Genomic DNA, 12895 nt, shown 5'->3' with positions numbered 1-12895 from the left:
GCACGCAGCCCGTAGATACGAAGGTAGAAAAGGCCTTGCCCAAGCCTCTCAGCGATGTAAGGGCCGGGCGAAACAGTGTCAACGCCGTGCCCTGTCGCGGCCCTGAAACAGGACCTCTTCTTATGCGTAAAGGTGTCACATTCCTGACAACTCTGGTACTCGCGGGCGCTTTGGCGCTCCCCGTCAAGGCTCAGGACACGCCGTCGCCTGATACAGTCGTGGCAACGGTCAACGGCACCGATATCACACTGGGTCATGTGATCGTCGCGTTTTCCACCCTTCCCGCACAGTATCAGCAGCTGGATCCGAATGTGCTTTTGCCCGGCATTATCGACCAGCTTGTCCGCCAGGCCGCCCTCGCGCAGTCCTTTGACGGCGAACCCAGCCTTGCCGCGCGCCTCGCGCTTGAGAATGAAGAACGGTCCCTTATCGCCGGTGAAGCGGTCGAAATCGTCATGCGCGAGGCCGTCACCGCAGAAGCCGTTCAGGAGACGTATCAGGCGCTTTATGCCAATGGCACGGCGGGCGAGGAGTATAACGCCTCCCACATTCTGGTCGAAACCCAGGAGGAAGCGCAGGCCATCATCACCGAACTGGAAGGCGGGGCTGATTTCGCCACGCTGGCGCAGGAAAAATCCACCGGCCCCAGCGGACCCAGCGGCGGTGAACTGGGCTGGTTCGGCCCGGGCCGCATGGTGCCCGATTTCGAAGCCGCCGTTATCGCGCTGGACGTGGGCGCAATCTCGCAACCGGTGCAGACGCAATTCGGCTGGCACGTGATCAAACTGAACGACACGCGCACCGTGGACGCCCCCGCGCTGGAAGAGGTGCGGTCCGATATCGAACTGGAAATCCGCCAGCAAGCCGTCAGCGAACATATCGAGGCACTGGTGGCAGAGGCCGACATCGTACGCCCCGACCTAAGCGATCTGGACCCAAGCGCGATTTCCAACCTCGACTTGTTGAGTGACTAAAATGGCCGGCCCCGTTTCGCCCCTGGCGCCCGAACGTTTCCCGGTTCTTCCTGTCATTGACGGAGTAACATTCGCCGCCACTGCCGCTGGCGTGCGATACAAAGGCCGCACCGATGTGATGCTGGCCCTTTTGCAGCCGGGTACATCGGTTGCGGGGGTTTTCACCAAATCTTCCACCCGCTCTGCCCCGGTTCTGGATTGTCAGGCCAAACTGGGCGGCGATGCCTCGGCCGGGGCTGCGATCCTTGTGAACTCAGGGAATTCCAACGCCTTTACAGGGCACTATGGACAAACCTCGGTGGCCGAGATCTGTGCGGCCGTTGCCCAGGCCACCGGCCTGCCCCAAGCCCGCGTCTTCACCTCCTCCACCGGGGTGATCGGCGAACCGCTGCCCCATGACCGCATCATCGCCAAGCTGGATGAACTGGCTGGCGCTCAGGATGCCACAGGTATCGAAGCCGCCGCGCGCGCCATCATGACCACCGACACCTTCCCGAAAGGCAGCGCCACGCAGGTCGACGTGGGGGGCACAACCGTCTCAATCGCGGGGATTGCCAAGGGCAGCGGCATGATCGCGCCCGATATGGCGACGATGCTGGTCTATGTCTTCACCGATGCCAAAATCGCCCAGCCCGATCTGCAGGCGATGGTCAGCGAACTGAACGCGAAAACCTTCAACTGCATTACCGTCGACAGCGACACGTCGACGTCAGATTCCCTCCTGCTGTGTGCAACCGGTGCGTCGGGTGCCGATGTCACGGGAAACGCAGCGTTCAAGGACGCTCTGCATCAGGTTATGCAAGACCTTGCCCATCAGGTTGTCCGTGATGGCGAAGGCGCGACCAAATTCGTTGAGATCGCCGTGACCGGTGCCGCCAATGATTCCGACGCGCATACCCACGCCATGTCCATCGCCAATTCGCCCTTGGTCAAAACCGCGATTGCCGGCGAAGACCCCAACTGGGGCCGTATCGTCATGGCGATCGGCAAATCCGGCGCGGCAGCGGATCGCGACAAGCTTAGCGTTTCTTTCGGGGATGTTCTGGTTGCCGAAAACGGCTGGGTCAGCCCGACTTACAAAGAAGCCGACGGCGCAGCCTGCATGAAACAGGAAAACATTCAGGTCAGTGTCGATCTGGGCCTGGGCTCTGGCAGCGCCACCGTCTGGACCTGCGATCTGACCCATCGCTATATCGAGATCAACGCGGATTACCGTTCGTGATGAAAACGGTCCTTGTTTCTGCGGTCGCGCTAATTGACGTGGACGGGCGTGTGCTTCTGGCCCAACGGCCCGAGGGCAAGTCGATGGCGGGCCTGTGGGAGTTTCCGGGCGGCAAGGTCGAGCCCGGCGAAACCCCCGAAGCCGCCCTGATCCGCGAGCTGGAGGAAGAGCTGGGGATCAACACGTGGTCCTCCTGCTTGGCCCCTCTGACTTTCGCCAGTCATTCCTATGCCGATTTCCACCTGCTGATGCCGCTGTTCGCCTGCCGCAAATGGGAGGGAACTCCGGCCTCGCGCGAAGGCCAGACGCTGAAATGGGTGCGCGCGAATGATCTGCGCAACTATCCCATGCCCGAGGCCGATATTCCCTTGATCCCCATATTGCGTGACTGGCTCTGATCCACAATTAGCCTAAAAACAAAGCATATGCCTGAATTTCAGTCGCGTTTTTCATCGGCGGAAAACTGTTAACGAAAACTTTCCTTCTTCAGGATTGACGCTATTTCGCGTACAATCCTGCGCAGCTGAAAGTCATTTGGGGGACTGACATGCTCAAGACGATTACGGTTGGTTCCTGTGTCTCCATTCAGGGGCTGTATGTAAAAACCCTCCCCGACGGGCGTGTGGCCGTTCGCGTTGGTGACACCATCTATACCGGATATCCCGTGGCAAAAGCCGCCTGAACCGTCGTTCAGGACCAGAAAAAAGGGGCAGCTTCACGCTGCCCCTTTTTCATTTCGATGGTTTTAGCGTGGATCAATCCAGCGTCCGAGACACTTCTTCGCGCTCGAAAATCTCGATCACGTCGCCTTCGCGGATATCGTCGTAGTTCTCGAAGGCCATACCGCATTCCTGACCCGACTGCACTTCGGCCACTTCGTCCTTGAAGCGTTTCAGGGTCTTCAGCGTGCCTTCGTGGATCACCACATCGTCGCGCAGCAGACGCACACCAGCCGACCGGCGGGCGACACCTTCGGTAACCAGACAGCCAGCCACCTTGCCCACACCCGAGACCTTGAAGACCTCCTTGATCGACGCATAGCCGATGAAGTTCTCGCGCACCTCGGCGCTCAGCAGACCGGAGGCCGCCGCTTTCACATCGTCCACCAGGTCATAGATCACCGAATAATACCGGATCTCCACGCCCTTCTGGTTCGCGCTGTTCCGGGCCGGAGCATTCGCCCGCACGTTGAACCCGATCACCGGCGCGCCCGACGCTTCGGCCAGGCCGATATCGGTTTCCGTGATCGCACCCACGCCCGAATGCAGCACGCGCACGCGCACTTCATCGTTGCCGATCTTCTCCATCGCCTGAACGATAGCCTCGGCAGACCCCTGCACATCGGCTTTCACCAGAATCGGCAGCTCTGCAACGTTTTCATCCGCCTTGGCCTTGGCCAGCAGCTGATCCAGCGTGGTCGCGGCGCCGGCTGCGGCGCGTTTGTCCTTGGCGGCCTGTTCGCGGTATTCTGCGATCTCACGTGCTTGCGCCTCGGTTTCGACCACGTTCAGAACGTCACCCGCTTCGGGCGTGCCGTTCAGACCCAGCACCTCGACCGGCACGGACGGGCCGGCGGTTTTCACCCGGTCGCCATGGTCGTTCTCCATGGCTCGGACTTTACCCCACTGCTCGCCCACGACGAAGATATCGCCTTGTTTCAGCGTACCGTTCTGCACCAGAACCGTGGCAACGGGGCCGCGGCCCACATCCAGCTGCGCCTCGATCACGGCGCCTTCGGCGGCGCGGTCGGGGTTGGCTTTCAGTTCCAGAATTTCCGCCTGCAGCGCGATGGCTTCCAGCAGATCGTCCAGACCCTGACCCGAGATGGCAGAGACTTCAACGTCCTGCACTTCACCCGACATCTTCTCCACGATCACTTCGTGCTGCAGAAGGTCGGTCCGCACCTTGTCCGGATTGGCGGCAGGTTTGTCGATCTTGTTGATCGCCACGATCATTGGCACATTCGCCGCCTTGGCGTGGTTGATGGCCTCGACCGTCTGCGGCATCACCGCATCGTCAGCAGCGACAACCAGCACAACGATGTCCGTCACCTGCGCACCGCGCGACCGCATCGACGTAAACGCCGCGTGGCCAGGCGTATCCAGGAAGGTCAGAACCGCGCCATCCTTGGTCTTCACCTGATAGGCGCCGATATGCTGCGTGATGCCACCGGCCTCGCCCGCGGTCACATTCGCATTCCGGATCGCATCCAGAAGCGAGGTTTTGCCGTGGTCCACGTGACCCATGATGGTGATCACAGGCGGGCGCGGTTTGAGGTCTTCTTCCTTGTCTTCAACCTGCTGAATGACGTCTTCGACATCGGCATCCGACACACGGACAACCTTGTGGCCGAATTCCTCGATGATCAGCTCGGCGGTATCGGCGTCGATGGTCTGGTTCTGCGTGACCATCATGCCCATCTGCATCAGCGATTTGACAACTTCGCCCACGCGTTCGGCCATCCGGTTCGCCAGTTCAGACACAACGATGGTCTCGGGCAGCTGCACATCGCGCACAACCTTTTCGCGCTCGACCGATCCGCCCATGGCTTTCTGGCGTGCACGTTCCTGTTTGCGCTTCATCGCAGCCATCGAGCGTTGCCGCCCGCCTTCACCGCCGGACAAAGCTTGGTTCAGCGTCAGCTTGCCCGCCCGGCGGCCGCCGTCATCGCCACGGCCTTTGCCGCCCTTATTGCGATCATCGCCACGGTCCCGCTCGGTCTTGCGGGGTGCAGGCGCAGCTTTCGCGCGGTCTTTCTCAACAGCTGGTTCCGGCGCGGGCGCAGCCGCCGCCGCACGCGCCTTTTCTTCGGCTTCTTTCCGGGCGCGCTCTTCTTCCTCGGCCTTGGCCTTGGCTTTCGCCTCGCGCTCACGCTCTTCACGTTCTTTGGCTTCCGCCTCCGCGCGACGGCGCTCACGCTCCTCGGCGCGTGCCTTCTCTTCGGCTTCGCGCTGCGCCTCTTCTTCGGCCTCGCGGGCCTTGGCTGCCTGCAGCGCCTTCAGACGGCGCTCCATTTCCGCATCAGAAATACCGGCAGGCCGTTTCGACGGATCGCCCGCCTGCGTCGTCCCGGCAGGCCCCGAGGCCGCAGGTTTCCCGGCACCCGGCTTGGGCACCACAACGCGTTTACGCTTGGTTTCGACCACGACATTCTTGGTCCGCCCGTGGCTAAAGCTTTGCTTTACGCTCCCCGGACGCGCGCCGCCGCGCAAACCCAATGTCTTTTTGCCGTCACTATCGCTCATTAAGCTCTTTTTCCTTCCCGGCGGCCCCTGCCACCGTCGTCCGTTTGACGCACGCCTTTAAGTCTTTGGGCTTCCTCTACAACACGTTGCGTGAGTCCACCAGAGGCGAGCGCAGCATGTATCACAGTTTCGCGGCCAAAGGCCATGCCCAGCTCATCCGCGGTCAGAAACCCGATATAGGTACCGTAATGCGGCGTGCTCAGTTTCGATTTACCCCGTTCAGAGCCATCTTTGGCCTGAATCAGAACCTCGGCCTCTTCCTTGGCCAAGATATCTTTCACTTTCTCGTACCCGGCGACCGCCCGGCCCGATTTCCGCGCAAGGCTGATCAACTCGATCACCCGGCGGGTCAGTTGGCGTTCCACCTCGGCAATCAGATCCTCGGGCACGCGGGTCTGCGTTTTTAAACCCCGCGCAAAGAGGTTCTTTTTGACCGCTGTTTCAAGCGCCGCACGATCGGCAGCAACATAGACACCACGACCCGGCAGTTTGCCCAGAACATCCGGCACAATCTGCCCGTCAGGGCCTGCCACGAAGCGGATCAGCCCAAATTTCGGCTGCACCTCACCAGTGGCAATGCACTTGCGGTCAGGACCGTCTCCGCGGTCTTTATGGGCGCCACCGCGTCCCATGTCGGGCCTCAGGGGCCTGAGATCAGGCCCCGGCCTCCTCAGTGGCTTCGCCTTCTTCCCCTTCGGCTTCTTCAGCCTCCAGATCCGCAGGATCGACCCAGCCCAGAAGGATTCGCGCGGTCATCACCATGTTTTGCGCTTCTTCCAGGGACACATCGAAGGGCTCAAGCACACCATCGTCCTTGATCCGCTCACCGTCGACCGTGGTCCAGCCACCGGCCAGCTCCCAGTCGGCGCAGGTGGCGAAGTCTTCCAGAGACTTCACATCATCCTTGGCCAGTGCTTCCACCATTTGGGGTGTCAGACCTTCGAATTCAATAAGGCTGTCCTCGGCACCCAGGGCACGTGCATTCTCCAACGCCGCCTTGTTCTGCGCATCCAGATAATCGCGCGCACGGGCCTGCAGTTCTTCGGCAGTGCCTTCATCCACACCGTCGATGACCAGCAGTTCGTCCAGCTCCACGTATGCAACCTCTTCCAGGTTGGTAAAGCCTTCGGACACCAGAAGCTGAGCAAAGAATTCGTCCAGATCCAGCGTTTCCATGAACAGCGCAGTGCGTTCCTCGAATTCTTTCTGACGGCGTGCGGATTCCTCCTCCTCCGTCATGATGTCGATATCCAGACCCGTCAGCTGAGACGCCAGACGCACGTTCTGACCACGGCGACCAATCGCCAGGCTCAGCTGCTCTTCCGGCACAACAACTTCGATCTTGCCGGCTTCTTCATCCAGAACCACTTTCGACACTTCCGCAGGCTGCAGCGCGTTCACCAGGAAGGTGGGCTGATCTTCGTTCCACGGAATGATGTCGATCTTTTCGCCCTGCAACTCGTTCACGACAGCCTGCACGCGAGAACCCCGCATACCCACACAAGCGCCCACGGGGTCAATCGATCCATCATAGGAAATCACGGCAATCTTGGCGCGCGAACCCGGATCACGGGCCACGGCCTTGATCTCGATAATCCCGTCATAGATCTCCGGCACTTCCATCTTGAACAGTTCCGCCATGAATTCCGGCGCGGTCCGGCTCAGGAAGATCTGCGGGCCGCGCGGTTCACGACGCACATCCTTGATGTAAACGCGGATGCGGTCATTCGGGCGATAGCTTTCGCGGCCGATCTTCTCGTTCCGGCGCAGGATCGCTTCGCCAGCGCCCACATCGACGATGACGTTGCCATATTCCTCGCGCTTGACCTGACCGTTGATGATGGTGCCCGCGCGGTCTTTGAACTCTTCGTACTGGCGCTCACGCTCGGCTTCACGCACCTTCTGCAGGATCACCTGCTTGGCAGATTGCGCCGCGATCCGGCCCATCTCCACCGGCGGCACTTCTTCAACGAAGGTGTCACCGACCTTGGGGTCGTCCATATACTGCTTGGCCTGTTCGACGGTGAACTCTGCCTGATAATTCTCAAGCTCTTCATCCTCGACCACGGTGCGCACGCGCGTGAACGTCGCCTTGCCGGTCTTGCGGTCAATCGACACGCGAATGTCCATCTCCGCGCCATACCGCGACTTCGCCGCCCGGGCGAGGCTTTCTTCCATCGCCTCGATCACCAGCGCGGGGTCGATCATCTTTTCGCGGGCAACGGCCTCGGCGGTTTGCAACAGCTCAAGCTGGTTTGCAGAGGTAATAGCCATTCTCAGTCCTCCTCAGGAGACCCTTCAGTCTCAATCTCGTCAAATGCGTCTTCATTCAGTGTGCCCGCAGCTTTCCGCTGACGCAGCATTTCCTTGATCAGATCGTCGGTCAGCACCAGCTTCGCATCACTCAGCCAGTCGAACTGCAGACCAATCGTGCCCTCTTCGACGTTGATCAGAACCTCATTATCCTCAACCCCGGCCAGCACGCCCTTGAAGCGGCGGCGTCCATCGATCAGCTCAGCCGTCTCCAGCTTGGCCTCATAGCCTTCGAATTCCTCGAAATCCTTTAGCCGCGTCAGGGGCCGGTCGATCCCGGGGCTCGACACTTCCAGCGTGTAGGCATCCAGAATCGGATCTTCCACATCCAGAACCGCGCTGATCGCGGTCGAGATTTCGGCGCAATCATCCACCTCGATCCCACCGCCGGGCTTGTCGGCCATCACCTGCAATGTCGTCGCCTTGCCCGACATCAGACGCACGCGCACCAGCTCATACCCCATGTCTTCCATGACAGGGGTAATGATCTCGGCCATACGGCGATCCATGGCGGATTTGGCGATCAGGTCGTTCGACATGTTTCCAAGCACAAAAAAACGGGCGCGCGGCCCGTACAAACTTTCCGGTGGAGCGTCAGGTTTGGACCCCAGCGCACCGCTGTTGAGGGGGATATACGTGGCCGGGGCTGAGTCTGCAAGGCCTGTGACACTGCGGACTCACATTTCTCGCAATCACAAAAACGGAATCCCAGTTTAGGAGTTCTTTGCTTGTTTGCGATACGAATGCTGCCTAGATTCAACCAAGAGGTTAGAGAGTTGGCAAAAAAGAAACCGTTACTGGAACAGATGGATGCCAATCCTCGAAACGACTGGCAAATAAAACACGTTGAAAAGCTATGCTCACAGATCGGTCTGACTTTGGAGCCGCCAAGTAATGGTAGTCACTACAAAGTCTACAGTGATTATCTTCGCGACGTTTTGACCATACCTGCGCACAAACCAATCAAGCCACCGTACATAAGAACGCTGGTAAGTTATGCAAAAGCACACATCTCAAACTCCAGCAGCAAGGATGACTCCGATGACTGAATATCCGATCGCGATTATTCCTCTTTCCGACGAGGACGGTGGGGGGTTTCTTGGCTTTGCACCAGACCTGCCTGGATGCATGTCTGACGGCGATACTCCAGAAGAAGCACTGGCAAACACACTTGACGCAATGAATGAGTGGCTTGATCTGCAAATACGTAGAGGTTCGGACATACCATCGCCCGGCAGCGCCGCTGAAGCGGCTGAAGCGCGAGAAGGTAAACTTCTAGAAACGATCCGATCCTTGGCGGATTACCGCGAAGAAATTGAAAGTGAGAACGGCGCCCTCAAGCGAAAATTGGCTGAGGTACTCGCTCTGCTAAAGGAAGACAGTGGTAAGTTTGGGCCGTCGGTAAACGTACCGAAAAGCTTAAGGTTCAAGTCGCCCAAAGCTCGACACTAGAGTTCGCTAAACCATCCACCACCGCTGCGCGATCCGCCCATCGTCCAACGGCGCGCGGCGGCCCAGCTGTTTCGGCACGCCCATGCCTTCGCGCGCGGCCAATTCAATGGTCTCCGCATCCGGGCGCAGGATCAGGGCAGACGTATCGCCCAGACCCTCCGCTTGCGGCAAATCGGCGACATCGACAAACCCATCGCGCAACGCCTCCGCCCGCACGGCGGGGTCGGGGATCACGGCAATCTCAACCTCATCAAACCAACCCGCCTGCCCGTCCTTGTAATGCGGCTGCACACGGCGGCCCAGGAAGTGGCGGTCACTCTGGTACCGCTGCACCTGATACAGGCCCGTGCCCGTCGGCGCATCGGCCATCTGACCGCCGGGCAGCATGATCAACGCAGGATCGGCCAGCAGATAGGGCAGCTGTGGGTTCGGCTCATCCAAGCGCAAGCGCAGCCGGTGCGCACCGTCCACATCAATATCCGCCGCCAGATCGTACAGGCTCAGAGACTGCGCCGCATCCTCGGCCTCAAACGCCCGTTCATCGTGAAACCGCGCATCCGGGCGCAGATCGATCACCCAATCCGCCCCATGCACATCGCTGGTCCAGCGCGCCGCCAATTCCCCGCGCAACAGCCCATCCGGCCCCACCTCGGTCAGCGTGTCATAAACCGCCCCGCGCACCGCAGCCTCAAACCGTGCATCCGCCCGTGGCACGGCCAAGCGCAACCGCCCACCCCGGCGGGGTGCGGCCTGCAACGAAACACCCGAGGCCGCCAAAAGCGCAGCAGCAGCACCAGAAGTGAATAGGGCACGACGATCCAGACGGGACATTACAGAACATCCTCCGCAATCTGATCCATCGTGCGTACCAATTCGGCACTGATCCCCGGTTCAGACAAAGCATGCCCCGCATTCCGGATCATCTTCAGCTCACAGGCCGGCCACAGCTCTGCCAACCGATAGGCGGAAGTCGGCGGGCAAATCATGTCATACCGCCCCTGCACGATCACACCGGGGATGTGAGAGATCCGGCCCATATGCGCCAGGATCTGCCCATCAAACTCCAGAAACCCGCCATTGATGAAGTAATGGTTCTCAAGCCGCGCAAAGGCGCGCGCATAATCCCCAGGGCTTTCCCCAGATGAGCCGTTCGAATGAATCGACGCCAGCGCATTCTCCCAGGCTGACCAGGCGCGGGCATAGCGCGTCTCCAACGACAGATCGCCGGAAAACAGCCGCCGGTTATAGGCGCGGATCAAGTCATCGCGTTCATCCTGTGGAATCAGCGATACAAACCGCGACCATGTCTCGGGCCAGAACTTGCCCGCGCCGCCGCCATAGAACCAATCCAGCTCGGCCTTGGTCATCAGGAACACACCGCGCAGGATCAGCCGCAACACGCGGTCGGGATGTTCTTGCGCATAAACCAGCGACAGGGTCGCGCCCCAGCTGCCGCCAAAGACGCACCACGCATCAATGCCCAGTGCCCGGCGGATCGCCTCGATATCCTCGACCAGATGCCATGTGGTGTTGTGGGTCACCGACGCATGGGGCCGCGACCGCCCACACCCGCGCTGATCAAACAGAATCACACGATAGACACGCGGATCGAAATAGCGCCGCATCGCCGGGCTGCATCCGCCCCCGGGACCGCCATGCAAGACCACAACCGGGATGCCGTTCGGCTCCCCACATTGTTCGACATAAATCTGGTGACCATTGCCCACGTCCAGCATCCGCTGATCGAACGGGTCGATCGGCGGGTACAGATACTGCATTGCGCGCTTTTGATCCAAGAATTTGTCCATTACTGACCTATATAGTCCGCGACGGACAAAAGAGCACATGGAGACAGGAATGCAAGCGCAACAAACCACCGTTGACCCGGGTGAAATCGCTAAATTCGAGGCGATGGCTGCGGAATGGTGGGATGTGAACGGCAAATTCAAACCGCTGCACATGCTCAACCCCTGCCGCCTAGACTATATTACGACTCAGATAGCCGGAGAATTTGACCGCGATCTGAGCCAGCCTGAACCGTTCAAAGGTCTGCGTATCCTCGATATCGGTTGCGGCGGCGGGCTGCTGTGTGAACCCATGGCCCGGCTGGGTGCCGATGTTGTGGGGGCCGATGCCGCCGAACGAAATATCCCCGTGGCGAAAGTGCACGCAGAACAATCCGGGCTGGATATTGATTACCGCCACACCACCGCCGAAGACATGGCCGCCGCGGGCGAACAATTCGACGTGGTTCTGAATATGGAGGTGGTCGAACACGTCGCCAGCCCCATCAGCTATCTGACCGCCTGCCAACGGCTTCTGAAGCCCGGAGGGCTGCACATCTGTTCCACGATCAACCGCAATCCCAAAAGCTATGTCATGGCGATCTTCGGGGCCGAAGTGGTGATGCGCTGGCTGCCAAAGGGCACGCATGAATGGAACAAGTTCATCACGCCCGATGAGCTGTTCGACCTGATGCGCGATGCCGGTCTGAATCCGGTCGACCGCAAGGGGTTCGTCTTCAACCCCGTCAGCTGGAGCTGGAAAATCTCTGACCGCGATCTCAGCGTCAACTACGTGACGGCGGCGCTGAAGCCTGCTTGAAGCCGGTGTCAGCGGATAGTCCAGCCTTGGGACGCAGGCGAAGCAAGGCTTGCCGGACCGCGGCCAACCGCCGCTCGAACAGCGCTGCAAAGCCGTAACAGATCGCCAGGGTCATACCGATCAGCAGCGCGTCCTCAAGCAGGGTCGCGCTGGCAAAACCAAAGGCCGCAAGCATCTGCAAAACCGGGTAATGCACCAGGTAGAGCGAGAAACTCCCCCCCGCCAGCCAGCGGATCTGCGTGGCATGGCGCATGGATTGACGCTGCCGCAAAATGCCGGCCATCCCCAGAAGGTGCAACGCCATCAGAACGGCCAGAAGGTTGTTCCAGATGAATTCGTCCGAGAACCGCAAAACGGCGTCATAGGCCGCAATCGGGGCGCGCAACAGATCAGGTACACCAAGATAAAGCGCGATCACATACGCCAGCAGCGGCAGGATCGCGAAGGCGGCAGCAACCTGCCCGCTGGGAACACGGTCACTCAAGATGAACCTGTGCACCGCAACGCCCAACAGCCACGCGGGCAGCAACAGCAGGATGTTCAGACCAAACACCCAGCCGCCCAGCGCCAGAAGAACGATACGCCGCGCCCCCTGCGTATAGATCGCGATCCCGAACAGCGCGTAATACGCCGCCTCGTAACTCAGCGACCAGAAGGGCCCGTTGCTGCCAAGCCGCGTGGCCAACCCCGCCCACTCATTTGAAAAAGTCAGGCCGCGCAGCAGGATTTCCCAAAGCGGCGTGTAGGCATAAACCCACCCTGGATAGACCTGAGGCGCAATCTGCGTTCCCAGCCGGTCAAGCACAAAGCCGAAAACCAGCGCCGGGAGCGCAACCGACAAAAGCCGCGTGACACGATCAAAGGCGAACTTTCCCGGACGCCCGGGCGTGTTCTGCACCACATGGCTGATCACAAGCCCGGACAGAACAAAGAACATCACCACGGCATCGCTGCCCAGGTTCAGCTCGCGCACCCACAGCCAGCGGCCATCGCTGAAGCGCGGATAGGCGAAATGCGAAAACAGAACCAGCATGGCCGCGGCAAAGCGGACCGCATCAAGATAGACAGAGAAACCCCGCGACACG

13 protein-coding genes are annotated in these 12895 nt (G+C 60.1%); 6 read left to right on the top strand and 7 right to left on the bottom strand.

Annotation, left to right across the window (positions count from 1 at the left end; translation table 11 throughout):
* Positions 1 to 122 precede the first annotated feature (122 nt).
* From TR61_RS05725 to TR61_RS20485, 4 genes are all read left to right on the top strand, one after another.
* Positions 123 to 974 (top strand): peptidylprolyl isomerase, encoded by an 852-nt coding sequence (locus TR61_RS05725; RefSeq protein ID WP_050928937.1) that lies wholly within the window; start codon positions 123 to 125, stop codon positions 972 to 974.
* A gap of 1 nt (position 975) precedes the next feature.
* On the top strand, positions 976 to 2196 hold the full coding sequence (argJ, locus tag TR61_RS05720) for a bifunctional glutamate N-acetyltransferase/amino-acid acetyltransferase ArgJ (RefSeq protein ID WP_050928935.1): 1221 nt from the start codon (positions 976 to 978) through the stop codon (positions 2194 to 2196).
* Positions 2196 to 2594 (top strand): 8-oxo-dGTP diphosphatase MutT, encoded by a 399-nt coding sequence (gene mutT, locus TR61_RS05715; protein ID WP_050928932.1) that lies wholly within the window; start codon positions 2196 to 2198, stop codon positions 2592 to 2594. The genes argJ and mutT overlap by 1 nt, the downstream gene beginning before the upstream one ends.
* A gap of 149 nt (positions 2595 to 2743) precedes the next feature.
* The gene (locus tag TR61_RS20485) at positions 2744 to 2878 is read left to right on the top strand and encodes a hypothetical protein (protein ID WP_281178059.1); all 135 of its coding nucleotides are present in this window, start codon (positions 2744 to 2746) and stop codon (positions 2876 to 2878) included.
* Positions 2879 to 2951: 73 nt separating this feature from the next.
* Here TR61_RS20485 and infB read toward each other — a convergent pair whose 3' ends face one another.
* From infB to rimP, 4 genes are read right to left on the bottom strand one after another with little or no spacing between them, the layout of a single operon-like run.
* A complete protein-coding gene (gene infB / locus TR61_RS05710) occupies positions 2952 to 5441 on the bottom strand; it encodes a translation initiation factor IF-2 (protein ID WP_050928930.1) in 2490 nt (829 codons plus the stop codon).
* Positions 5441 to 6073, bottom strand: coding sequence for an RNA-binding protein (locus tag TR61_RS05705; RefSeq protein ID WP_050928927.1), 633 nt, complete (start codon positions 6071 to 6073; stop codon positions 5441 to 5443). The genes infB and TR61_RS05705 overlap by 1 nt, the downstream gene beginning before the upstream one ends.
* Before the next feature lie 22 nt (positions 6074 to 6095).
* Positions 6096 to 7715, bottom strand: coding sequence for a transcription termination factor NusA (gene nusA, locus TR61_RS05700; RefSeq protein ID WP_050928925.1), 1620 nt, complete (start codon positions 7713 to 7715; stop codon positions 6096 to 6098).
* Between the two features lie 2 nt (positions 7716 to 7717).
* The gene (gene rimP, locus TR61_RS05695) at positions 7718 to 8293 is read right to left on the bottom strand and encodes a ribosome maturation factor RimP (RefSeq protein WP_050928974.1); all 576 of its coding nucleotides are present in this window, start codon (positions 8291 to 8293) and stop codon (positions 7718 to 7720) included.
* 502 nt (positions 8294 to 8795) lie between these two features.
* On the opposite strand from rimP, the gene TR61_RS05690 reads away from it, so the two are divergent.
* Positions 8796 to 9206, top strand: coding sequence for a type II toxin-antitoxin system HicB family antitoxin (locus TR61_RS05690; RefSeq protein ID WP_216595369.1), 411 nt, complete (start codon positions 8796 to 8798; stop codon positions 9204 to 9206).
* A gap of 6 nt (positions 9207 to 9212) precedes the next feature.
* Here the strand turns inward: TR61_RS05690 and TR61_RS05685 are convergent, their stop codons facing one another.
* The gene (locus TR61_RS05685) at positions 9213 to 10037 is read right to left on the bottom strand and encodes an ABC transporter substrate-binding protein (protein WP_050928920.1); all 825 of its coding nucleotides are present in this window, start codon (positions 10035 to 10037) and stop codon (positions 9213 to 9215) included.
* On the bottom strand, positions 10037 to 11014 hold the full coding sequence (gene pip, locus TR61_RS05680; protein WP_050928918.1) for a prolyl aminopeptidase: 978 nt from the start codon (positions 11012 to 11014) through the stop codon (positions 10037 to 10039). Before pip ends, TR61_RS05685 begins: the two co-directional genes overlap by 1 nt.
* Before the next feature lie 49 nt (positions 11015 to 11063).
* Between pip and ubiG the strand changes: the two genes are divergently transcribed.
* The gene (ubiG, locus tag TR61_RS05675; protein WP_050928915.1) at positions 11064 to 11810 is read left to right on the top strand and encodes a bifunctional 2-polyprenyl-6-hydroxyphenol methylase/3-demethylubiquinol 3-O-methyltransferase UbiG; all 747 of its coding nucleotides are present in this window, start codon (positions 11064 to 11066) and stop codon (positions 11808 to 11810) included.
* On the opposite strand, the gene TR61_RS05670 is transcribed toward ubiG, so the two are convergent.
* Positions 11776 to 12894: an acyltransferase family protein gene (locus TR61_RS05670; RefSeq protein WP_050928912.1), complete on the bottom strand. Its 1119-nt coding sequence runs from the start codon at positions 12892 to 12894 to the stop codon at positions 11776 to 11778. The genes ubiG and TR61_RS05670 overlap by 35 nt on opposite strands.
* Position 12895: the final 1 nt, after the last annotated feature.

This window comes from Aestuariivita boseongensis, assembly GCF_001262635.1.
Taxonomy (GTDB): domain Bacteria; phylum Pseudomonadota; class Alphaproteobacteria; order Rhodobacterales; family Rhodobacteraceae; genus Aestuariivita; species Aestuariivita boseongensis.
Note: the sequence above shows the minus strand (reverse complement) of the source record. Positions and strands in the feature narration are given on the sequence as shown.